This window comes from Simiduia sp., assembly GCF_058345725.1.
Map to the genome: position 1 here is coordinate 15,590 of NZ_JBTUOC010000028.1, position 21,907 is coordinate 37,496.

A 21,907-nucleotide genomic window follows, 5' to 3' on the forward strand; every position below is an offset into this window, starting at 1 on the left:
CCAGGTTTACCTCCACTACTAGGAAATAGCGAGATGACGAACAAAAATAATATGAAGCTAACCGCATTGGCGTTGGGGATTGCTGGCTGTATGTCAGTCCAGGCCGCCGATCGCGTGTTTCTGCAGGAACGTCCCGATATCGTCAGCAATTTGGCCGCCGGCCCGGCGTTGACGCAGCAGTCTGCTACCGCACAAATGCTCGGCCTAAGTGCCGCTGAATCATTGCAAGTGCGCAAGCAGTACACCCATGCTGATGGTTCCACCACCACGCGCTACACCCAAATGTACAAGGGCATTCCGGTGATCGGCGACGATGTTATCATCAGCCGTCACAGTACCGGTACCCTGCGCGCTGCACACGGGGCCATGCTAACTGGCGTTGCGGCCGATGTGATTAACACCACGGCGCGGGTAACTGCGGCCGCCGCCATGCAAACGGCCAAGTCGCATACCATGGCCGGCGCCAGCATCCTGCCGGGCAGCAACCCCGTGGCCTACGAAAATGAAACCTCCCGTCTGGGCATCTGGCAAGACCAGAACGGTCGAGCGCGTTTGGTTTACGAAATTTCTTACATGCAGCACGGCGATACCCCCTCGCGTCCCTACGTGATAGTGGATGCCTTAACCGGTGCGGTGCTGCTGGAGCGCGACAATCTGCAGACTGCCAATGCCTCGGGCCCCGGCGGCAACCAGAAAACTGGCCAGTACCACTACGGCACTGACTTTGGTTATATGAACGTTTCGCAGTCGGGTAGCACCTGTACCATGCAAAACGCCAATGTGAAGACCGTGAACCTTAATCACGGCACCACAGGCAGCACTGCGTTCAGCTTCACCTGTCCGGAAAATACCGTGAAGACCATCAACGGCGCCTATTCGCCGCTAAACGATGCGCACTTCTTTGGCGGTGTTGTATTCGACATGTTTAACACCTATGTGGGATCGCCACCACTGAATTTCCAGCTACAAATGCGCGTGCATTACTCGAACAACTACGAGAATGCCTTCTGGAATGGCAGCGCCATGACCTTCGGCGACGGTGCCAACACCTTTTACCCGCTGGTAAGTCTGGATGTGTCGGCCCACGAAGTGAGCCATGGTTTTACCGAGCAAAATTCCGGTCTGGTGTACTCGGGCAAATCGGGTGGTTTGAACGAAGCCTTCTCCGATATGTCCGGTGAAGCGGCCGAGTATTATATGCACGGCACCAACGACTGGATGGTTGGCGCGCAGATCTTTAAGGGCAACGGTGCTCTGCGCTATATGGACGATCCTACTAAAGACGGTAAGTCCATTGGCCATCAATCCGATTACTACTCGGGTATGGATGTGCACTACAGCTCGGGCGTGTACAACAAGGCCTTCTATCTGCTGGCGAACACCAGCGGCTGGAATACTGAAAAGGCCTTTAAAGTTTACGCGCTGGCAAACCAAAACTACTGGACGGCTAATACCAACTGGGACGTGGCGGGTAACGGCGTTTTAGATGCCGCTTGTGATTTGGGTTACAACATCGACGACGTGAACGCATCATTGGTCGCTGTTGGTATCACGTCATCGGCCACCAACCCCGACTGTGGTGGTACCCCACCTCCGCCACCACCACCACCAGGTGTGCTCCAAAACGGCGTGCCGGTGACTGGCCTTAGTGCGACCACTGGCAACGACCTGATGTATTCCATGAACGTGCCCGCGGGCGCCACCAACATCAAGTTTGTGATGAGCGGTGGTTCTGGTGATGCGGATCTGTACACGCGTTTTGGTGCCGAGCCAACCGACAGTGCTTACGACTGCCGGCCCTACTCATCGGGCAACAATGAAACCTGTACCGGCTCGTCCACCAATGGCACCTACTATGTGCGCGTTAAGGCTTACAGCACCTTCTCGGGTGTGACCCTAGTGGGAAGCTACGACGAACCCGGTGACGGCGCCGACCCCATCGACGAAACGGTATCTAATATCTCTGTGGCTCGACGGGCCTGGAAATATTACACCGTGACCTTGGATGGCGAGTACAGCGATCTGAACGTGTCTATCAGCGGTGGCTCTGGCGATGCGGATCTGTATGTGCGTCAAGGCGCGCAGCCAACGACGTCGTCGTACAACTGCCGTCCCTACCTGAATGGCAATAATGAGAGCTGCAACTTTACCAACCCGGCCAGCACTACGTGGCACATTGGTATTCGCGGTTACTCGGCGGCCTCGGGTGTGACCTTGCGCTACACCGCAACACCTAAATAGTTCAGCGAGAACTATTCAATGGATTGAGAGGAGCTTCGGCTCCTCTTTTTTCTCCTGCATTTCTAACGCATTGTCTAACGACAGGGTGTTCCTATGAAACAGTTTTCACGTCTGATTGCTGCGCTGATGTTGGCGGGCCTGTGGTCTACACAGGCGCTGTCTGAACCTGAGCGCCAGTGGATCTCCATCGGCAGTGATGCCGTAGAAAGAATTAAGCAACAGCGGTTCCGCGGTGTCGATCTGCAACCAATGCAGGCCATTTCGGGCACAGATATCACCGTTGCCACCATTCCTGAAAATCAAATTACGCTGTTAAGCCAGTTGATGCATGATGAATTTCATCGCTGCGGGGGCTTTGTATTTCACGAGTCACAGGCCGAGGCTCAGCAGTTTGCGGTGCGCGCCGCGGCGCCACAACCCGCTCAGCTGGCGGTTAGCTATAGCATCGATAACCCAGCAGGCGTGAGCATGTTGTTGGATGAAATGGTGTCCAATAATTTGACCACTACGGTCAACACCTTGAGCGCTTACCACAATCGGTATTACACCCAGCAAACGGGCGCGGACGCCGCGAGCTGGATTCGCAGCCACTGGGCCAGTATTGCCAGTGGCCGAAGCGATATTAGCGTATCGCTCTACAGCCACAGTTGGCTGCAATCCTCAGTTGTGGCCACCATTACTGGTACCACCTATCCCAACGAAGTGGTCGTTATTGGCGGACACCTGGACTCCATCAACGGCAGCAATCCTTCCGGGGGACGCGCGCCCGGTTCCGACGACAACGCCTCGGGCATTGCGGTAGTGACGGAAACCCTGCGGGCCATGGTGGCCAGTGGATTCAAACCCGCGCGCACGGTAAAAATCATGGGTTATGCCGCAGAAGAGGTGGGGTTACGCGGTTCTAAGGCTATTGCCGAAGACTATAAAGCGCAGGGTGTAAACGTTGTGGGTGTCGCGCAATTTGATATGAGCGGCTACAAGGGAACGGGTAATCGCGATATCGTGTTTATGACCGACTACACCAATAATGCACAAAATCAGTTCATGGCTCAGCTGGTGGATACTTACCTCCAAGGCGTGGTGTACGGCTTTGATCAGTGCGGTTACGGCTGCTCGGATCACGCCTCCTGGCATGCGCAGGGGTATCCCGCCTCTATGCCATTCGAATCCAACATGAGCGACTACAACAGCAGCATTCACACCGCTTACGACAACACGTTTGATGCGGGTCACTCCATTAAGTTTGCACGCCTGGCTGGTGCTTTTGTGGCCGAGTTGGCCAAAGGTGGCGATGGCAGTACGCCTCCACCGCCACCACCGCCGCCAAATGTGCTGGAAAACGGAGTGCCTAAAACCAATCTTGGCGCCAGTACGGGCAACGATTTGGTGTACACAATGGCGGTACCTGCCGGCGCTACCAATATTAACTTTGCCATGAGTGGTGGCAGTGGCGATGCCGATTTGTATGTGAAATTTGGGTCGGCGCCCACCGATAGCAGCTACGATTGCCGGCCCTATAAAAACGGCAATAACGAAACCTGCAGCGGTAGCAGCAGTGGCGGTATCTACTATGTGCGGGTCAAGGCCTACAGTGCCTTCAGCGGCGTGAGCTTAGTGGGTAGTTATACCGAAGGTGGCGACATCAACGAGCCCATCAACAGAAGCATTTCGGGAATCAATGTCAGCCGCGGCCAGTGGGCCAACTACACTCAGGTACTTAATGCTGGTTATTCCAGCCTGGTGGTGACCATGAGTGGCGGGTCGGGCGATGCGGATCTGTACGTGCGCCACGGCGCTAAGTCCACCACCAGCAGCTACGATTGCCGGCCCTACAAAAACGGTAACAATGAAACCTGCACGTTTAATGCGCCAGCGGCGGGTACTTGGCACATCGATGTGCGCGGTTATTCTGCAGCTTCGGGTGTGACGGTGAATATTCAGGCAACGCCCTGATTATATTTCCGTCTAAAATTGAGCCGCGCTATGCGCGGCTTTTTTGTGGACGAAGGTAGGGCTTAAACGCCTGGTACTGCCAATCGCGCATGGCCAGTACCAGGGTGACACCGTTACGTGCCGCGATATCCAGACCTGCATCGGCATTGTTAAGTTGGTCGAATTCGCGGGCCAGTTTATCGAGCTTTAGCTGGAAGGCCTGAACGGATTGGGGCGATAGCATGCCGTTTAATATGACCAGTTGATTGGCGGATTGCGAAAAATCCGCATTAAACAGTTCGCGTTCGATGGTGCGTTTAAAAAAGGTTGCAATTGGACCACCTGCATGCCAATGAAAATTTGGCGCAACTTTCAGCTTTATACGATTGTTGGGCAGCAGTTCAATAATTTTAAGCCTGTCTAAAAGCGCAAGCTTTTGAATGATCTCGGTTTCAGTAAACTGGTAGAAGTTGGCAATATCGGTCATCGACCAGCGATTCAATACGCACACAGTGATCAGCAGGGTGGCGGCATCTTTAACGATCTCGCGCTCCTGCGCCAGCGTCAGCTGGGTGAGACCTGCATTTTTCTGATTCATGGCTTGAATGAGATCGGAAATTTCCATGTCCATACACTGGCAAATGCGCTGCAGCTGCGGCAGATCAAAGGCCTGGGTGCGGAACAGGCGTTTGACGCTCGCCTCGGATAGTTGGAGCACCTGGGCCACGTCGGCATAGCGTAGGCCGTGGGCCTTCAGGCTGAGCTTTAGGGTGTCGATAATTGCATTTACTTGCGCCATAACCTGGCCCTGCTGGCCTGCGGGACACTGCCCGCAGGGATATATGTGTTGGGCCGGTCCTGTTTCGCCTGCCTCAAAAGCCCTAAAAGTATCAAATATTGATACTTTTAGGGTGAAAATTTACGCCTTTTTAAATTTTGGTGGTAAATAAAGATACTTTTAGGCAAATTGGCCCAGGTTCGCGCTTGGCCTTAGCCGGTCGGCAGTCGCATACGCATTGCTACACACAGGAGTCACCATGCAAAAGCTCACGGGCTTTAAAGGATTTATCCCCTACATCAGCGTTGTTTTTCTGAATGCTTTTGTGGATCTAGGCCACAAAATCATCGTGCAAAACACGGTGTTTAAAATGTACGACGGCAACGAGCAGGTGGTGCTAACGGCGTTAGTGAACGCGCTAATACTGCTGCCGTTTATTCTGCTGTTTTCTCCGGCCGGTTTTTTGTCGGACCGCTTCCCCAAGCACAAGGTGATGCGCGTCAGTGCCTGGGTGGTGGTGGCTGCCACGGCTTTGATTACCTGGTGTTACTACCAGGGGTGGTTTTGGAGCGCCTTTGGCTTGACCCTGCTGCTGGCCATTCAGAGTGCCATCTATAGCCCGGCCAAGTACGGTTACATCAAGGAACTGGTGGGCAATGAGCCGCTGGCGCGCGCCAACGGCGTGGTGAATGCCGTGAGTATTCTGGGCATTTTGCTGGGTACCTTTGTTTTTTCCGCGCTGTTTGAATGGTTGTTGTTGGGCAGTACCGTGCAAACCAGCGACGATATTGTGCAGCAAGTGGCGCCCTTGGGTTGGCTTTTAGTGGCGCTGGCAGTGATCGAAGTATCGCTCACCTACCGGTTAACACAGCGCTCCGAGGGCCGGCCCGACAAGCGCTTTGAGTTATCGCAATATGCCAAATTGCAGTATTTGCGTCGCAACCTCGCCATTTTGCAGCGCCGCCCGGCCATCTGGTTATCCATTGTGGGGCTCTCGACCTTCTGGGCCATTGCACAGGTGGTGTTGGCCGCGTTTCCCGCTTTTGCCAAAGAGACACTGGGTGAAACCAATACCCTGGTAATTCAGGGCATATTGGCATGCACAGGTATCGGTATTGTGCTGGGTTCGATTGGGGCGGGCCGCCTGTCGCGCAATTACATAGAAACCGGCTTGATCCCAATCGGCGCCCTGGGGCTGACACTGGCGCTGTTTTTATTGCCCAGCCTGCAATCGCCGCTGGCCCTCGCGCTCTGCTTTTTAGCGATTGGCACCATGGGCGGATTATTTATTGTGCCGCTCAATGCCTTGATTCAATTTCACGCCTTGCCCAAACAATTGGGCACCGTGTTGGCGGGCAATAACTGGGTGCAAAATATCACCATGCTGTCGTTTTTGGGGCTGACAGTGTGGGTGGCTACCCTGAATCTAAGTGCTGCCTGGTTGCTGGGCGCCATGGGTTTTGTGGCTATCATTGGCGCGGGCTACACCCTGTATAAACTACCGCACGCCTTTGTGCGGCTGTCGGTGAGTTTGCTGTTTAGGGGCCGTTACCGCATCAATGTGGTGGACTTCAATCACCTGCCGGCCCAGGGCCCTGTGTTGCTGCTGGGCAACCACATCAGCTGGATTGACTGGGCGCTGGTGCAGATCGCCTGCCCGCGGCCCGTGCGCTTTGTGATGCAGCGAGAAATTTACCACCATCCCTTGATCAAGCCGTTCGTGAAGCTGTTCGGTGTTATTCCCATCGCGAAGGGCCATAGCAACGAGGCCTTGCGCGAGGTTAAGGCGCACCTGCAGGCGGGCGAGGTGGTGTGCCTATTCCCCGAGGGGGCCATTAGCCGCAACGGCCAACTGGGTAAATTTCACACGGGCTATCAGCGCGCCACCGAGGGATTGGAGTCGGGTGTGATAGTGCCTTTTTATCTGCACGGTTTGTGGGGCAGCAAATTTTCTCGCTCCAGTGAGCGGTTGCGCGAGAGCCGCGCGCCAGAGGGGCGTCGGCGCGACCTTATCGTGGCCTTTGGTGCCCCTCTGAATATTCAAACCGATGCCAAAACACTAAAACTCAAAGTGTTTGAACTCGCCGCCCACGCCTGGCAGGCGCACAGCGACAACTACCTAGACACCGCCAGCGCATTGATTCAAAGCGCGCAGCGCCAGGGCGCTCAGGCCGCGGTATTGGGCGGGCGGGGCCAGGTCATCAGCTATCGGTCGCTACTCTGGGATGCGCTGCAACTGGCAAAGCGACTGAAACAGCAGCGCTTAGCGGGGCGGCCGTTGCGCATTGCCACAGATGGCGGTCGCGATCATTTTGTGGCCCATTTAGCGGCCTGGATTGCCGGTGCCGTGGTGCATCTGGACGGCCCACAGTTGCCGCGGCTGGTCAGCGCCACAGAGGCGTTGGCGTCAGGTGACGTGGCAGTGCCGCCGGTTGGTAAAACACCGCTGGCAGCGCTCTGGGTGTGCCGCTTGCCGGCCCGCTGGCTGGCTAGCTGGTATGGCGTGCGTGCCGATCTGGACGCACCCGCCCTGCAGGTGAACGATGCGCAACTGGCGATCAGTCATCGCCAGTTGCAATTAAATAGCCGGCAGATCAGCGACGTTATCAACACCCGGGCGGACGATGTGGTGGGTGGCTTTATCGATCGCCAGAGCGCCTTTGAATTAATGTTCTGCACCATTATGCCGCTGTTTGAGGGCTTGCCCGTGGTACATCAGATTGTGGACGACTCGCTGCTGTCGGTGGCAAAACAGGTAGCGCGCCGCAATGTGACGCTCTTGTGTTTGTCGCCTGCGCTGTTAAAGCAATTGCCCGATGACGAAACCATCGAGCCGTTGATGTTGGCCAGCGTGCGCATGGTCATCGGTGAATGCGATGAGGGCTCGCTGATACAGGCGCAACGTTTTGAGCAGCGCTATAACCAGCCCGTATACCTGGGCCTTGGCGGCGCCCCCTGGGTGCCAGTGGCGGCTTTGAATGTACCCGATGCCCTGGACACCAGCTATTGGCGGATACAGCGCGGTTGCGACAAGCGCTCGGCTGGCATGCCACTGCCGGGCCTGTGCATCGCTGTACTGGATGATAGCGGCCAGCCGGTCGCCGGTTTTAACACCAGCGGGCAACTGGCGATTGGGCTGGGCCAGCCGGCGGCCAGGGCCGATCAGGTGGTGACATTGACGGCGGCTAAGCTGCTGCCCCTGACGCGCTTGGGGCAGCTCACCGACGAGGGCTTTGTGGTGCCGGTGTTTACCAACTAAATCCCAGCCACGGGTGCCCGGCTGTGCGCCGGCGCCTGTGGCATAATGCGCAGCTCTTAAATTGCGAGCGCGATACGTGAATACTGTTATGGAATTTGATTGCCTGGTTATTGGTGGCGGTGCCGCTGGGTTGATGTGCGCCGCCACGGCGGGCTATCGAGGCCGGTCGGTAGCGGTACTGGATCACGCTAACAAAGTCGGCAAGAAAATTCTGATGTCGGGTGGTGGGCGCTGTAACTTCACTAATTTTTCTGTGGAGCCCAAGCACTATCTGTCGCGCAACCCGCATTTTTGCAAGTCGGCGCTTAGCCGCTACAGCTCCCAGGACTTTATCGAGCTGGTTGAGCGCCACGGCGTCAGTTTTCACGAGAAAACCAAGGGCCAGTTGTTCTGCGATAATAAATCGAGCGACATTTTGAACTTGCTGCTCACCGAGTGCGATTATGCCGGCGCGACGATCAAGACCCATTGCAGTGTCCAGAAAATCGAGAAATTGGACGCGGGGTTTCAGTTAACGACCAGCCAGGGAGTGTATCGCTGTCAGTCGCTAGTCATCGCCAGCGGCGGCCTGTCCATTCCCACCATGGGTGCCACCGGCTTTGGCTACGAAGTGGCTGGCCAGTTTGGCATCCAGTGTTTGCCCAGGCGGGCCTCGCTCGTCCCCTTTACGATAACCGACAAGTGGGCGGCAGTTGTCGAAAGCTTGGCGGGCGTTGCATTAGACGTTGTGGTAAGCGCAGGCAAGCAGGCGTTTGCCGACCCGTTATTATTTACCCACCGGGGCCTGAGTGGCCCGGCCATCTTACAGATTTCGAATTATTGGCAGCCGGGCGAATCGGTCACAGTGAATTTCTTACCCGGTCAGAACCTGTTAGCACTGGTGGAGCAATGGCGTGCGCAGGGGCAGAAGAGTGAGTTGAAAAACTTGTTGGGCAACTTGCTACCCAAGCGATTTGTACAAACCTGGTTGGCAGAATCGGTGGGCAGTAAGCAAGTGCAGCAATACACGGATGCTGAACTAAAAACGTTGCAGAGCCAGTTTCACCAGTGGGTGTTTACCCCTTCTGGCACCGAGGGTTATCGCACCGCAGAGGTCACCTTGGGAGGTGTGGATACCGACGAGGTGTCCTCTAAAACTTTTGAGGCGAAAAAAGTGCCGGGCCTGTTTTTTGTGGGCGAAGTGCTGGATGTGACTGGCTGGTTGGGTGGCTATAACTTCCAGTGGGCCTGGGCCAGCGGTTACTGTGCCGGACAATACGTTTAGGGGCTCGCCTTGGCCTTGGCCTGGGCGCGCGGTAAAATTAATCTTTTGACAAAGTGCAGGACACTACTATGGGCAGGGCCTACCAGAACCGCAAAGAATCCATGGCGAAAACGGCGGATGCCAAATCCAAGGTGTACAGCAAGTACGGCCGCGAAATATATGTGTGCGCCAAATCCGGTGGGGTTGAACCCGAGGGCAATCTAAGCCTGCGCAATCTCATTGAGAAGGCGAAAAAAGACCAGGTGCCCGCACACGTGATCGACAAAGCGCTCCAAAAAGCCAAGGGCGGCGGTGGCGAAGATTTCTCGCCGGCGCGCTACGAAGGCTTTGGCCCGGGTAATTGCATGGTGATTGTGGAGTGCCTAACGGACAACCCAAACAGAACCTTTGGCGATGTACGCCAGTGTTTCGTGAAAACGAAAAGCAAAATTGGCACTTTGGGGTCTGTGAGCCACATGTTCGATCACGGTGCCATTTTTGTGTTCAGCGGCGACGAAGAGGCGGTGCTAGAGGCGCTGATGGAAGCCGATGTGGATGTCATCGACATCGAGTCCGAGGCCGATAAGGTTACGGTCATTACCCCGCATACGGATTACTTCAAGGCTAAAACTGCGCTGCAGGACGCATTTGACGGTATCGATTTTGATTTAGATGAAATCCAGTTTTTACCCCGCGATACAACGCCCGTCGAAGGAGAGGACCGGGAAATGTTCGACAAGATGATGGAGATGTTGAACGATGTGGACGACGTGCAAAATGTCTATCACAGTGCCAGCCTAGCCGATTAGCCTGAGCATTGATGTAGATAATACCCGGTGCGCCGGGTATTTTTTTGTCTGAAATTCAGTGTATTTCAGGCATAAAAAAGCCCGGCAAGCCGGGCTTTTTTAGGCGAAAGAGAATTACTTCTTCGCTTTCTTTTCTTTCTCGGCAGCAATTACTTCATCAGCTACGTTTTGTGGGCAAGCCGCGTAGTGAGAGAATTCCATAGAGAACTGACCGCGACCAGAGGTCATGGTGCGCAGGGTGCCGATGTAGCCAAACATTTCAGCCAATGGTACGTCTGCCTTAACGCGTACGCCGGTTACACCTTTTTCCTGGTCTTTGATCATGCCGCGGCGACGGTTCAGGTCACCGATAACATCACCTACGTGGTCATCGGGGGTAAACACGTCAACCTTCATCACCGGCTCCAGCAATTGGGCACCGGCTTTAGGCATGGTTTGACGGAAAGCGCCTTTAGCAGCGATTTCGAAGGCGATGGCCGAGGAGTCAACGGCGTGGAAACCACCGTCATACAGCTCAACTTCAACGTCCAGCACTGGGAAGCCCGCCAACGGACCGGTGTTCATCATGGACTTAAAGCCCTTTTCGATGGCCGGGAAGAATTCCTTAGGTACGTTACCGCCCACAACAGAGGAGGTGAACTTGAAGCCAGAGTTTGGCTCACCGGGCTTGATGCGGTAGTCGATCTTACCGTATTGACCTGAACCACCAGACTGCTTCTTGTGGGTGTAGCTGTCGTCCACTTCGCGGGTGATGGTTTCGCGGTAGGCCACCTGAGGCTTACCAACAACCAGTTCGATACCGTAGGTGCGCTTCAGGATATCTACTTTAATATCCAGGTGCAGTTCGCCCATGCCTTTCAGAATGGTTTCGCCGGAATCTTCATCGGTTTCAACGCGGAACGAGGGATCTTCCGCAACCATTTTACCGATGGCGATACCCATTTTCTCCATGCCGGCCTTGTCTTTTGGCGCAACGGCGATAGAGATAACTGGGTCTGGGAACACCATGGCTTCCAGTGTGCAGGGGTGCTTGGGATCGCACAGGGTGTGACCGGTCTGCACGTTCTTCATGCCCACAACGGCCAGAATGTCGCCAGCCTGCGCCGATTCAATTTCGTTTCGGTCGTTGGCGTGCATCTCAACCATGCGGCCGATACGCTCGGTTTTGCCGGTGGCCGAGTTGAGGATGGTGTCGCCTTTTTTCATCACGCCAGAGTAGATGCGGATAAAGGTCAGGGCGCCAAAACGGTCGTCCATGATCTTAAACGCCAAAGCTTTCAGCGGCTCTTCGACAGCAACGGTGGCGAACTCGCCTGTTTCGTTACCTTCTTCGTCGGTCAGTGGCTGCTTGGTGGCTTCTGTCGGGTCAGGCAGGAAGTCAACAACGGCGTCCAGTACCAGCTGAATACCTTTGTTCTTGAACGCAGAACCACAGTAGGTGGGGAACCAGTCCAGCTTGATGGTGCCCTGACGAATGCAGCGCTTGATGTCGTCTACAGAGGGCTCTTCGCCTTCCATGTAGGCCATCAGCAGGTCGTCGTCCTGTTCCAGTGCTGTTTCGATCAGCTCCTGGCGGTAGGTTTCCACGTCGTCGGCCATGTCGGCAGGCACGTCTTCAACGGTGTAGTTTTCTGGCAGGCCGGAGTCATCCCAGATGTAAGCCTTGCGGGTTAGCAGGTCTACTACGCCTTTAAATTCGTCTTCGATACCGATCGGCAGCACCATTACCAGTGGACGCGCACCCAGTACTTTCTTAACTTGGCCTACAACGCGGTAGAAGTCGGCGCCCATGCGGTCCAACTTGTTGACGAAAATTACGCGGGCAACTTCGGATTCGTTAGCGTAGCGCCAGTTGGTTTCAGACTGAGGCTCAACACCGCCAGAACCACAGAAAACACCAATACCGCCATCCAGCACTTTCAGTGAACGATACACTTCCACGGTGAAATCAACGTGTCCGGGGGTATCGATGATGTTGAAACGGTGGTCGTTCCAAAAACAGGTGGTCGCAGCGGACTGAATGGTAATACCGCGCTCTTGTTCCTGTTCCATGAAGTCGGTGGTGGCTGCACCATCGTGTACTTCACCGGTCTTATGGATCTTACCGGTCAGCTTTAGGATACGTTCAGTGGTGGTGGTCTTGCCGGCATCTACGTGCGCGAAAATACCAATGTTTCTATATTTAGCTAAGTCTGTCATTACGGTACTCGATAAGCTAGGGCGAAAATTGCGCGATAGCATACAGAATTTCGCGCCAGTTTATTAGTGGATTTAAAGGAAAATTTTAACGATTTATGGGGTTTTATCGTTAGAGGGCGCTATTGAGCGCTAAAACAGTCGGATTTACCACCCGTGAATGCACCTTTTTTCGCAAAATACTGCCTTGGTGGGGGCGGCAAGGGGGGCGGCATATAGCTGAAAGCATGGATTGTCGGCGTTTAGAGACCGGTATGTGGGCCTTTTAATACCCCTTTTGGCTACTGGATCACCCTTTTCGGAACAATTGGTTCCGAAGCCCACTTTCGCTTTGCTAACCCGACGGAGTGTCTACTAGTCTCAATAGACGTTGTATAAATCTTGTTCGAGGTAAGGAAATGGCCGACAAATCCTGGATGTTGCATCCTCTGGCGATTCGCCATGCGCGCGAGTGTATTGTCATTATTAAGCGCGATTTTGATGTGGCGCTCAAATTGTCAGATCCGGACTTTCTAGAACAGCTGCACGCCAAGGTGTCTCTGGGCGCATCGCGCGATTTGGGCAAAGCCTACGCGAAGCTCGTGGCCGACGCCGGTGTCGGCAAGGTGATCAGTGCTTTGGGCAGCGAGCCTGCGCGCCCAGTGGTCGCGGCCCGCTAACGGATCGACCACTCCCCCAGTGCCTACAGCCCTACATCTGGCGCCTTTCTGGCGCTAGTGAACAGCAGAACTCGCGCCGGCGTTGTCCTTGGAATCACTTGTACACCTGCGCGAGCTGAGCTTGAAATAACCCCAATACCTTGTCTTGAGTGCCGGTGCGCCGGGTTAGCGCCGCTATGTCGACGGCGTAATGGCGCTCCCCCGGCGCCAGCGCGCGCATGTCGCCGCGGGACAGCCAGGGTTGGACGTAGTGGCTGGGGAAAAATCCAATGTAGCGCCCGGTGGCAACCAGCGCCATGCGTACCTCATAGATGTAGGCATTGGCGCTCCTGCGCAGCCCCTGCATGGCGAGCGAGGCCTGGCCGACGGTTTGAATGCCTGGGTGAATAAAGGCGTATTGGGTTAATTGCTCGTTGTTGAGGGTGGCTTCATCGGCGTCAAACAGCGGGTGCTTACGGTGGCAATACAGAAAGTAGTCCTCGGTGTACAACGGCTGGTAGCGCAACGACGACAGATCGCGGTGGCGAGGTGCAAAGCAAATATCTGCGCGGCCATCGATTAAGGCTTGCTCCATTTCGGGCAAGCTGTTGGTGGAGATATTGATGACAACCTCGGGCGCCTGCTTGCAAAAGGCCTCCAGTGTTTCGGTTAGTTTAAAGCGCGGGTCGCTGACGATGGCATCGGAGCAAATGATATTGAGCTCGCCGGTAACCTGGTCGTGCAAGCCGTTCACTTGCTGGCGAAACTGATCTAGCGCACCAAATAGTCCGGCTACCGCCTCGTATACGGTTTTACCCTCTTCGGTTAATGCGAAACCCGCGCGGCCGCGCTGGCACAGAGTGAGGCCTAGGCGGCCCTCCAGATCGGCCATGTGGGTAGAGATGGTTGAGCGGGCGATATTTAGCTGCGATTCGGCTGCGCTAAAGCCGCCGCAGTCGGCCACCGTTTGGAAAATCCGGAGTAGTTTAAGGTCGATATCGTTAACTTTTCTGAGCATTGACATAGTGCACATCGTTGAGCAGGGCAAAAAATAAGTGCAGTAACTTATTGTTGCGTTGGTGGTTAAGGCAGTGGGCGGCCATATCGGTACTGAATTGCAGTTGCTGGGGCAGTAGCGCCCGCAGTTTGCCTTGATCGACCCAGTCCTGCGCCACATGCTCGGGTAAAAATCCCAGGTAGGTGCCGGACAATATCAGCGATAGTCGCGCCTCCAATTCCGGCGCTATGGCGCAGGCGTGAAAGGGTGCCTCCTGCGCGGTTAGCGCTTGGTGCCAGGCGTAGCCTGCACCTACGAAGTCCTGACCGTGTAGCTGCGTGGCCTCCGTCACGTGCACGCTAAACAGCGGGTGGCAGTGGCTGCAGTACAAATAGCAAACTTCGCGGTACAGCACCTTGCTAAAAAATTTGTCGGTGAGCGTGGATTGGGGGGCCAGGCCAATGTGTGCCTGGCCCGCGCGAATGGCCTCGGCGATGGCGGCGGGGTTCTGGCTACTTACCTGCAGCCGGGCCTTGGGAGCCTGGGCCCGGAAGCGGCGCACCACCTCAGAGAAGCTGAAGTTCGGGTGATTCAGGCTATCGTCGCTGATGGCAATGACCAGTTCGCCTTGCAGTTGCTGATGCTGTAGCTGGGCAATCTGTTGTTGAAACGTATCGCCCGCCTGCATCCAGCCCTTGGCCGCCTGGTAGGTGGCTTCACCTTCGGGCGTGAGCGCAAAGCCCCGGCGTCCGCGCCGGCACAGGCTGAACCCCAGCCGGTTTTCCAGCTCCGACAGGTGCGTGCTGATGGTGGAGCGCGACAGTCCCAGGCGCTGTTCGGCGGCACTCAGGCCGCCGCACTCAGCCACAGCCATGAACAGGCGCAGCAGGCGCGGATCTTGGTCGCCGGTTTGCTTCATTATTTATTGATCTAAGTAGGTAAAGGTTGGCTGTATCTTACTTTAACTGCCGCCACTTGTGACAGCCCAAGTGGTGCGGTTTAATGCCCGCCACCAATAAGTTGTCTGCCGACAACCCATAAAAAACCGCAAGTGGAAGTCACAAGATGAAAACCCCTCAGAGCATTACGCTCATCGGCATGCCGGGCGCCGGCAAAAGTACCATAGGCGTTTTGCTCGCCAAAGAATTGGCCAAGGACTTTGTGGATACCGACGTCCTAATTCAGGTACGCGAGCAGCAAACCCTGCAGGAGATCATGGATGCCTCAGACTATCTAAATCTACGCCGCATAGAAGAAGAGGTGATCCTGGCCACAGATTTACGCAACCATGTCATCGCCACCGGCGGCAGTGCTGTTTACGGCGATGCCGGTATGCAACACCTTAAGCGCTATGGGCCAGTGGTGTTTTTGAGTGTGTCGCTCGACGAGTTGCAGCGCCGCATTCACAACTATGCCTCGCGCGGTATCGCGCGCCGGCCAGACCAAAGCTTTGACGACGTGTTTACCGAGCGCAATCGCCTGTACCGCCAGTATGCGGACATCGTCATTGAGTGCGACGGCAACAATCAGGCTGCAGTTATTGAGCAGTTGTTGAGTCAGTTGCCCTGATTCGCACCCGGCGCTGCGTGTCTCAGTGCGTTAGTTTGACGCGCTCAAACTTTCGGTCGGAGGCACCCTGCCGTCAAGGCGACGGAATTGGTTCATACTGAGGCTTGTTAACCCGGCTACTTCTGGCCGGGAATGCAGGGGAGCCCACAATGACCGACGCCAAAAAAGAATTACATCAGCCCTTAGGCGGCAACGAAATGCCGCGTTTCGGCGGGCCCGCCACCTTTATGCGGCTGCCGGCCAAAACCATCGATGATCCATTAGATGTGGGCATTATCGGTGTGCCGCTCGATATCGGCGCCTCCAACCGTCCGGGCGCGCGCTTTGGACCGCGCGAAGTACGTGATGAGTCGCGTATGCTGAGGCCTTTTAATGTGTCCACCGGCGCCGACCCTTTTAACAGCTTGTCCATTGCCGACATCGGCGACGTGCCTATCAATACGTTCAATCTCCAGAAAAGTGTTGAAATCATTGAGAAACACTACGACAAGGTGGTGGCGGCGGGCATTACCCCGGTGTCGATTGGCGGCGACCACACCATTGTGCTGCCCATTCTGCGAGCCTTAAAGAAGAAATATGGCCCGGTGGGTGTGGTGCATGTGGACGCCCACGCCGACGTGAATGATCACATGTTTGGCGAGCGTATTGCCCACGGCACACCCTTCCGGCGCGCGATGGAGGAGGGGTTATTGGACGGCAATCGCGTGGTGCAGATTGGTTTGCGCGGTACCGGCTACTCGCCGGATGAATACCAGTGGTCGCGCGACCAGGGCTTTCGCGTGGTGCAGGCGGAGGAGTGCTGGTACAAGTCCCTGGCACCGCTGATGGCCGAGGTACGCGCCAAGGTGCAAGGCGGCCCTGTGTACATTAGCTTTGATATTGATGGGCTGGACCCGGCTTATGCGCCGGGTACGGGCACTGCCGAAGTGGGCGGGCTAACCGTACACCAGGGGCTGGAGATAGTGCGCGGGTGTAAGGGGCTGGATGTGATCGGTTGCGACCTGGTGGAGGTGTCGCCGCCCTACGACACCACCAAAAACACCTCCGTAGTGGGTGCCAATCTGTTATACGAAATGCTCTGTGTACTGCCGGGCGTGAACTACAGCTAAGGGGCTAAAATTAACAGAACTGCCTGTGAATCTTTGGTCATTGGCGAGTTTTGCTAATTTGCCTGCTAAATCTAGCGACTTCTGCCGCCAGGGCGCCTGGCGGCCTTTCTCTTTGCAACCTTAATTTTTTCTGGCAGCGCTAGAATTTTGTCAGCCCACAAGGCCAATTTATGTATTAGCCAGCGCCCAGAAAGCGCGCAGAATAAACAAGGTTGCAGTTATGTCGGTTTTTTCCCATTCGGCCTTTGATGGCCATGTGCATGTCGCTTTTTATCACGACGCCAAATCCGGCTTAAAGGCGATTATCGCCATCCATAACACCAACCTAGGTCCTGCGCTCGGTGGCTGCCGCATGTGGCCCTATGCCAGTGATGAAGAGGCCCTGCGCGATGTGCTGCGTTTGTCGCGCGGTATGACCTACAAATCAGCCATGGCTAACTTGAAGTTGGGCGGTGGCAAGGCGGTCATTATAGGCAATCACCGCACCCAGAAAACCGACGCTCTGCTGCACGCCATGGGCGATTTTGTTGAGAGTTTAGGTGGCCGTTACATCACCGCCGAGGATTCGGGTACCAGCGTGGCCGACATGAAAAAGATTGGCGAGCGCACCGCTTACGCCGGCGGCGTGGTGGAAGGCTCTGAACACGGTGGCGACCCCAGCCCAACCACTGCCTATGGTACTTTCGTGGGGCTAAAGGCAGCCGCTCAATATCGCTTGGGGCGCACGGACTTGAACGGCTTGAGAGTGGCCATTCAAGGGGTGGGCAATGTGGGCTTCCGTTTGGCTAAACACCTGCACGATGCCGGCGCCGAATTGGTTGTTTCCGATATTTTTGCCGATAACACCGAGCGCGCCGCGCGTGAATTGGGTGCAAAAATTGTGGAGGGCGACGCCATTTTTGACCAGGACGTCGATGTTTTTGCGCCCTGTGCGCTGGGTGCCATCATTAACGATGACACCATTGGCAGGCTTAAGGCCGCTGTGATCGCCGGTGCAGCTAACAATCAATTGGCCGAAGAACGCCATGGCGAGATGCTGCAAAGCCGCGAAATTCTATACGCACCCGACTACGTTATTAACGCCGGTGGCATTATCGATGTGTACTATCAGCGCACCGGCGGCAGTGCCGAGGCCCTGAAAACCCACGTTGAGTCTATTGGTGACACCCTTGTTCAGATCTTCGATCGAGCAGCACAAACACAAAGTCCAACCGGGATTGTGGCAAATAAAATTGCCGAAGAACGCTTTATGAAAGCATAAATTGCAATCTTGGCCGATAGGTCAGATTAGCATTGAGGGATAAGGTAAGATTCCTCGTTATATGTTTTTCCTCCTGTGACTCTCCCTTGCAATTTGTATGGGATTTCAAGCCCGGCGCTAACCCGCCGGGCTTTTTTTTGCCCGCAATTCGGAGGTTGGAGTTTCTTACGCAGTTTTGCTAGGTGTCACTCAATAATTGACTTCTATTTTGGTTAGTATGCCCCTCCCGTGCATCTTAGGATGACTTTGAAGGAATTGATTGAGATAGGAAATCTAGCATGAAACACATTTTCGCAATTTTTTTGGCGACGTTTTTTATTGGAAATACATCGTTCGCTGCGTCTGCAGGGACCGATGTTCGCAATAGTAAGGATAGCCCCATTGTCTCTCGCTATCCCGGTTCTTGGATTATCAAATATTCAAGCAGTGATTACGATAAATATGTGGTGGCGCTCAATGCCAAACGCCACCCAGAGCCAAAGAAGTACGCCTTTCTTACTGAAAAATTTAAGGTTATTGAGGGTATAAGAACGTCCATTGATTACCGACTGCCAAAAGGCGGGTCGCAACGTCAAGTTTATAAAAATTATGAGAATGCATTAAAAGCAAAGGGCTACAGCCTATTGTTTGGTTGCTATAGGAAGTCCTGTGCAGTTGGAGCTGAATCAGTACCGCGCATGTTGTCCACGGGCGGCCATATTCCAAAGCTGGCTAATTCCAATGCGCATATTATGACGACCTCCTCATATTTGGCAGCTGAAAAAGTGGAGGGGAATAAAATGACCACTGTTGTTGTGATGGTGGGTTACAACGAGGGATCGCCGTCTGCCGGTCTTGTTTATCGAATCGATGTCATTGAGTCCACAGAGCTAGATTTATCGCAGGTGACTGTGACCGATCTTAATGACAAATTGGCAACACAAGGGCGGGTGGCTCTCTACGGGATTACCTTCGAGTTTAATAGCGCCCGTGTTAAACCAGAGTCTGAGCAAACGCTAAAAACCATTGCTGACTACTTAACAGTTAATCCAAAACAGAAGGTTTATGTGGTAGGCCATACTGACAACGTAGGAGCAATCGAGGCTAATTTGTCACTGTCAGAGCGGCGAGCGGAGGCTGTAGTGGCTGAGCTGATAAATAGTTATGGGGTCGCATCACACCGTCTGGCTCCCAAGGGCGTTGCCATGTTATCGCCAGTTGCGCCGAATACATCAGAAGCCGGTAGAGAGCTCAATCGCCGCGTAGAAATTGTCGCTCAGTAGCCAGGGGTATTATTTTGCCAAATTGCCCTGCTTCGTCGGGGCAGTTTTTACATAAGCTAATAGGTATAGTTCCTTTGAGTTTTATTCTTGGGCGGTCATTCGGGCGCTGGGGTTTTCGTCTCGCACGCGATTGGATTTCGGAAACGAGTGGTTGAGTAGTTTTAATGCCGTGTCGTAACTGTGCACCCAGGCCAAAGTTTGTATGTGTTCGGTGGCTGAAAACCCCATGCGCTGTAATTGTGCGATCCACTGTTGCGAATAGATTGCTTGTGAATGGTGGCATGCAGCTAGCGCATTGCTAATTGCGTCGTGTTTGTCGGTGTCGATTGACAGCTGTTGGTGCAATACCCGTTGCGTGCATTCATGCAGTTCCGATTTTTCTTGAGCGTGAATGGAAGTCGTTGCACCGAATAGCCCTAGGGTAAGGGTCGCTATATAGATTGACTTAACCCGCATAAGGTTGTCCTTGTTCGCTATCTGATGAGTCCTTCATTGCAGGTAAGGATGTTTACGTTTCCATTAACTGAATACCGTGCAACACAAAATGTGGCAATAAGTTTCACCTACAGGAATTTTTCATGCCAAGAATATTTTGTTATGTTTTTAAACAAGGTGTGCACTTTCGAGGGGAAGTGTCAGGTGAGTCAGGTTTCAGTATAACCGTTTGAAAGGTGGGATAGCGTTGTTATGAAAAAGCCCCGCGCTGCGGGGCTTATCTTCTTGGCAGATTAAACCAGTTGTTGCAATTGCTCGAGATCATAGGCTGCCATATTTTGGCCTTCCTGCAATCGTATAGGCCAGTCAGGATTCGAAATTAATGCGCGCCCTACGGCCACTAAATCAAATTCATTGTTATTCAGTTTTTCTAGTAACCTGTCGAGCGACGCGGGTTGTCCCCCGGAGAAACCTTTCTTTTCCTCGTCCACAAAGGCCTTGTCTAGTCCGACGCTGCCCACGGTAATGGCGGGCTTGCCAGTCAGCTTGCGAGTCCAACCGGCCAGGTTGAGTTCTGAGCCTTCGAATTCAGTTTCCCAAAAGCGGCGTGTGGAGCAGTGGAAGATATCCACACCGGCATCCGATAAAGGGGCCAAAAAGGCGGCCAGTTCTTCGGGGGTTTCGGCCAGGCGCGCGGTGTAATCCTGCATTTTCCACTGAGAAAAACGGAATACGATGGGGAAGTCCGGCGCGGTGGCGGCGCGAACCGCTCGAATGATCTCTTGTGCAAAGCGCGTGCGGGCGACCAGATCGCCGCCGTAGCTGTCGGTGCGTTCGTTGAGGCCGGCCCAGAAAAACTGGTCGATCAGGTAACCGTGCGCCCCGTGAATTTCAACACCGTCAAAGCCGAGCGCCATGGCGTCTTTGGCCGCTTGTGCGTAAGCGGCGATGACCTCGTCAATATCGGCCTGGGTCATTTCGTGGCATTTTTTCTTGCCCGGGGCCACTAAGCCTGACGGGCCAAATCCTGGTACCGAGGGGTCTGGCTCCATACCCTCGCGGCGCACAGCGCCCACGTGCCACAGCTGGGGCATAATTTTACCGCCGGCGTCGTGCACGGCGTCCACCACCTTTTTCCAGCCTGCTAGGGCCTTTTCGCCGTAGAAGTAGGGCACGTTATCGTAGCCGCTGGCGGCTTTGTGGCCGATGCAAGTGCCCTCGGTAATGATTAATCCGACACCACCTTCAGCGCGACGCTGGTAGTAGTTCACCACCAGGTCATTTGGCACATTGCCGGGTGAAAATTGACGGGTCATTGGGGCCATAACGATCCGGTTGGCCAGTGACAATGGGCCCAGGGTAAAGGGCTTGAACAATGCATCGAGTTGACTCATGACTACCTCTGATTCGGGGGGAAACTATGCGTTAATCGTGTGTTTGTATTGGTTCATCACTTGATCAAACAGCGCTAAACCGTGAATGCGGGAATATTGCAGGGCACCCTTGCAGGCGAGTATTAACAGCAGTGCTTGGTGGCGTGCTTCGCCCTTAAAAGCCATCACGCCAGCGGCCCGGCCCTGCTCCAATAATTCGGCAATAAACTGAATTTCGTGTTCGTCGAGCTGTGCAATGGCGTCGCACATGCTACCGGGCAAGACATTGATATCGGCTTGCAACGAGCTGAGCGGGCAGATTTTATTGTCGCCGCGTGCATAGGCCAGCGACGATTGCAGGTAGCTGTCCAGCCGCTGCCATGGGTCGGGAAAGTTTCGTCGGGCTTCGCTGAAGCGACGCTCGTGCCAATCTTTTATGAGCTGGCACAGGGCAACACCTAAATCTTCTTTGCGAGGAAAATGGTGGTGAATGCTGGCCTTGGTTATACCCAGTGCGGCGGCCAGATCTTGGTAGCTAAAGCTTTCAAAGCCCTTGGTTTGCAACAGGTTTATGGCGACTTGCAAAATTTCGTCTTTGCGGTTGCGCGAGCGGGTTTGGACCATAAAGCTAACCATCTAGTTGGTAAGTTGGCACCAAATTAACCTACTGGTAGGTAGGTTGCAATCGCAAAAAGTGGCTAATCAGTCACAGGATTCATACCAATGGGGGAAATTGCTGGTAGTTGTGGTCCAGAGTGCTATAAATAAAGTCAGGTTAACGTCAGGTTTGCCTAACGGCAGCTGG

At 54.5% G+C, this 21,907-nt stretch carries 17 protein-coding genes; 10 read left to right on the top strand and 7 right to left on the bottom strand.

Going from position 1 to position 21,907, the window contains the following annotated elements; genetic code table 11:
* Window positions 1-33: 33 nt before the first annotated feature.
* Together ACW8F6_RS06340 and ACW8F6_RS06345 are read left to right on the top strand one after the other, a co-directional pair.
* The gene (locus ACW8F6_RS06340) at window positions 34-2,241 is read left to right on the top strand and encodes a M4 family metallopeptidase (RefSeq protein ID WP_491575013.1); all 2,208 of its coding nucleotides are present in this window, start codon (window positions 34-36) and stop codon (window positions 2,239-2,241) included.
* 93 nt (window positions 2,242-2,334) lie between these two features.
* Window positions 2,335-4,194, top strand: a complete 1,860-nt coding sequence (locus ACW8F6_RS06345; RefSeq protein WP_491575014.1) for a M20/M25/M40 family metallo-hydrolase — start codon at window positions 2,335-2,337, stop codon at window positions 4,192-4,194.
* A 28-nt stretch (window positions 4,195-4,222) separates the two neighbouring features.
* On the opposite strand, the gene ACW8F6_RS06350 is transcribed toward ACW8F6_RS06345, so the two are convergent.
* Complete coding sequence (locus ACW8F6_RS06350; RefSeq protein ID WP_491575015.1) at window positions 4,223-4,972, bottom strand: helix-turn-helix domain-containing protein; 750 nt, start codon at window positions 4,970-4,972, stop codon at window positions 4,223-4,225.
* A 238-nt stretch (window positions 4,973-5,210) separates the two neighbouring features.
* Here ACW8F6_RS06350 and ACW8F6_RS06355 point away from each other — a divergent pair, with 238 nt between their 5' ends.
* The 3 genes from ACW8F6_RS06355 to ACW8F6_RS06365 all read left to right on the top strand — a co-directional run bounded on the left by ACW8F6_RS06355 (window position 5,211) and on the right by ACW8F6_RS06365 (window position 10,262).
* Window positions 5,211-8,210 carry an MFS transporter gene (locus ACW8F6_RS06355; RefSeq protein ID WP_491575016.1) on the top strand — a complete coding sequence of 1,000 codons (3,000 nt, stop codon included), beginning with the start codon at window positions 5,211-5,213 and terminating at the stop codon, window positions 8,208-8,210.
* A gap of 88 nt (window positions 8,211-8,298) precedes the next feature.
* On the top strand, window positions 8,299-9,474 hold the full coding sequence (locus ACW8F6_RS06360) for a BaiN/RdsA family NAD(P)/FAD-dependent oxidoreductase (protein ID WP_491575017.1): 1,176 nt from the start codon (window positions 8,299-8,301) through the stop codon (window positions 9,472-9,474).
* A 68-nt stretch (window positions 9,475-9,542) separates the two neighbouring features.
* The gene (locus ACW8F6_RS06365; RefSeq protein WP_491575018.1) at window positions 9,543-10,262 is read left to right on the top strand and encodes a YebC/PmpR family DNA-binding transcriptional regulator; all 720 of its coding nucleotides are present in this window, start codon (window positions 9,543-9,545) and stop codon (window positions 10,260-10,262) included.
* Between the two features lie 114 nt (window positions 10,263-10,376).
* Here ACW8F6_RS06365 and fusA read toward each other — a convergent pair whose 3' ends face one another.
* Window positions 10,377-12,461: an elongation factor G gene (fusA, locus tag ACW8F6_RS06370; protein WP_491575019.1), complete on the bottom strand. Its 2,085-nt coding sequence runs from the start codon at window positions 12,459-12,461 to the stop codon at window positions 10,377-10,379.
* Between the two features lie 395 nt (window positions 12,462-12,856).
* Between fusA and ACW8F6_RS06375 the strand changes: the two genes are divergently transcribed.
* Window positions 12,857-13,117 (top strand): hypothetical protein, encoded by a 261-nt coding sequence (locus tag ACW8F6_RS06375; protein WP_491575020.1) that lies wholly within the window; start codon window positions 12,857-12,859, stop codon window positions 13,115-13,117.
* A gap of 94 nt (window positions 13,118-13,211) precedes the next feature.
* Here the strand turns inward: ACW8F6_RS06375 and ACW8F6_RS06380 are convergent, their stop codons facing one another.
* Window positions 13,212-14,120 carry a LysR family transcriptional regulator gene (locus tag ACW8F6_RS06380; RefSeq protein WP_491575021.1) on the bottom strand — a complete coding sequence of 303 codons (909 nt, stop codon included), beginning with the start codon at window positions 14,118-14,120 and terminating at the stop codon, window positions 13,212-13,214.
* Window positions 14,098-15,012: a LysR family transcriptional regulator gene (locus ACW8F6_RS06385; RefSeq protein WP_491575022.1), complete on the bottom strand. Its 915-nt coding sequence runs from the start codon at window positions 15,010-15,012 to the stop codon at window positions 14,098-14,100. The genes ACW8F6_RS06380 and ACW8F6_RS06385 overlap by 23 nt, the downstream gene beginning before the upstream one ends.
* 146 nt (window positions 15,013-15,158) lie before the next feature.
* Here ACW8F6_RS06385 and ACW8F6_RS06390 point away from each other — a divergent pair, with 146 nt between their 5' ends.
* The 4 genes from ACW8F6_RS06390 (at window position 15,159) to ACW8F6_RS06405 (ending at window position 19,294) form a co-directional block, all read left to right on the top strand.
* Window positions 15,159-15,662, top strand: a complete 504-nt coding sequence (locus ACW8F6_RS06390) for a shikimate kinase (RefSeq protein WP_491575023.1) — start codon at window positions 15,159-15,161, stop codon at window positions 15,660-15,662.
* 149 nt (window positions 15,663-15,811) lie between these two features.
* Window positions 15,812-16,771 carry an agmatinase gene (gene speB, locus ACW8F6_RS06395; RefSeq protein ID WP_491575024.1) on the top strand — a complete coding sequence of 320 codons (960 nt, stop codon included), beginning with the start codon at window positions 15,812-15,814 and terminating at the stop codon, window positions 16,769-16,771.
* Between the two features lie 220 nt (window positions 16,772-16,991).
* Window positions 16,992-18,032, top strand: coding sequence for a Glu/Leu/Phe/Val dehydrogenase dimerization domain-containing protein (locus ACW8F6_RS06400; protein WP_491575025.1), 1,041 nt, complete (start codon window positions 16,992-16,994; stop codon window positions 18,030-18,032).
* 278 nt (window positions 18,033-18,310) lie between these two features.
* Window positions 18,311-19,294 (top strand): OmpA family protein, encoded by a 984-nt coding sequence (locus ACW8F6_RS06405; RefSeq protein WP_491575026.1) that lies wholly within the window; start codon window positions 18,311-18,313, stop codon window positions 19,292-19,294.
* Window positions 19,295-19,375: 81 nt separating this feature from the next.
* Here ACW8F6_RS06405 and ACW8F6_RS06410 read toward each other — a convergent pair whose 3' ends face one another.
* The 3 genes from ACW8F6_RS06410 to ACW8F6_RS06420 all read right to left on the bottom strand — a co-directional run bounded on the left by ACW8F6_RS06410 (window position 19,376) and on the right by ACW8F6_RS06420 (window position 21,726).
* Window positions 19,376-19,750 (bottom strand): hypothetical protein, encoded by a 375-nt coding sequence (locus ACW8F6_RS06410; RefSeq protein WP_491575027.1) that lies wholly within the window; start codon window positions 19,748-19,750, stop codon window positions 19,376-19,378.
* Window positions 19,751-20,022: 272 nt separating this feature from the next.
* Entirely contained in the window at window positions 20,023-21,123 is a 1,101-nt protein-coding gene (locus tag ACW8F6_RS06415; protein WP_491575028.1) for an NADH:flavin oxidoreductase, read from the bottom strand.
* A 24-nt stretch (window positions 21,124-21,147) separates the two neighbouring features.
* Complete coding sequence (locus ACW8F6_RS06420) at window positions 21,148-21,726, bottom strand: TetR/AcrR family transcriptional regulator (protein ID WP_491575029.1); 579 nt, start codon at window positions 21,724-21,726, stop codon at window positions 21,148-21,150.
* Window positions 21,727-21,907 lie beyond the last annotated feature (181 nt).

Coding starts and splice junctions, on each gene's coding strand:
- ACW8F6_RS06340 (WP_491575013.1), top strand. CDS start 34: ATGACGAACAAAAATAATATGAAGCTAACCGCATTGGCGTTGGGGATT.
- ACW8F6_RS06345 (WP_491575014.1), top strand. CDS start 2,335: ATGAAACAGTTTTCACGTCTGATTGCTGCGCTGATGTTGGCGGGCCTG.
- ACW8F6_RS06350 (WP_491575015.1), bottom strand. CDS start 4,972: ATGGCGCAAGTAAATGCAATTATCGACACCCTAAAGCTCAGCCTGAAG.
- ACW8F6_RS06355 (WP_491575016.1), top strand. CDS start 5,211: ATGCAAAAGCTCACGGGCTTTAAAGGATTTATCCCCTACATCAGCGTT.
- ACW8F6_RS06360 (WP_491575017.1), top strand. CDS start 8,299: ATGGAATTTGATTGCCTGGTTATTGGTGGCGGTGCCGCTGGGTTGATG.
- ACW8F6_RS06365 (WP_491575018.1), top strand. CDS start 9,543: ATGGGCAGGGCCTACCAGAACCGCAAAGAATCCATGGCGAAAACGGCG.
- fusA (WP_491575019.1), bottom strand. CDS start 12,461: ATGACAGACTTAGCTAAATATAGAAACATTGGTATTTTCGCGCACGTA.
- ACW8F6_RS06375 (WP_491575020.1), top strand. CDS start 12,857: ATGGCCGACAAATCCTGGATGTTGCATCCTCTGGCGATTCGCCATGCG.
- ACW8F6_RS06380 (WP_491575021.1), bottom strand. CDS start 14,120: ATGTCAATGCTCAGAAAAGTTAACGATATCGACCTTAAACTACTCCGG.
- ACW8F6_RS06385 (WP_491575022.1), bottom strand. CDS start 15,012: ATGAAGCAAACCGGCGACCAAGATCCGCGCCTGCTGCGCCTGTTCATG.
- ACW8F6_RS06390 (WP_491575023.1), top strand. CDS start 15,159: ATGAAAACCCCTCAGAGCATTACGCTCATCGGCATGCCGGGCGCCGGC.
- speB (WP_491575024.1), top strand. CDS start 15,812: ATGACCGACGCCAAAAAAGAATTACATCAGCCCTTAGGCGGCAACGAA.
- ACW8F6_RS06400 (WP_491575025.1), top strand. CDS start 16,992: ATGTCGGTTTTTTCCCATTCGGCCTTTGATGGCCATGTGCATGTCGCT.
- ACW8F6_RS06405 (WP_491575026.1), top strand. CDS start 18,311: ATGAAACACATTTTCGCAATTTTTTTGGCGACGTTTTTTATTGGAAAT.
- ACW8F6_RS06410 (WP_491575027.1), bottom strand. CDS start 19,750: ATGCGGGTTAAGTCAATCTATATAGCGACCCTTACCCTAGGGCTATTC.
- ACW8F6_RS06415 (WP_491575028.1), bottom strand. CDS start 21,123: ATGAGTCAACTCGATGCATTGTTCAAGCCCTTTACCCTGGGCCCATTG.
- ACW8F6_RS06420 (WP_491575029.1), bottom strand. CDS start 21,726: ATGGTCCAAACCCGCTCGCGCAACCGCAAAGACGAAATTTTGCAAGTC.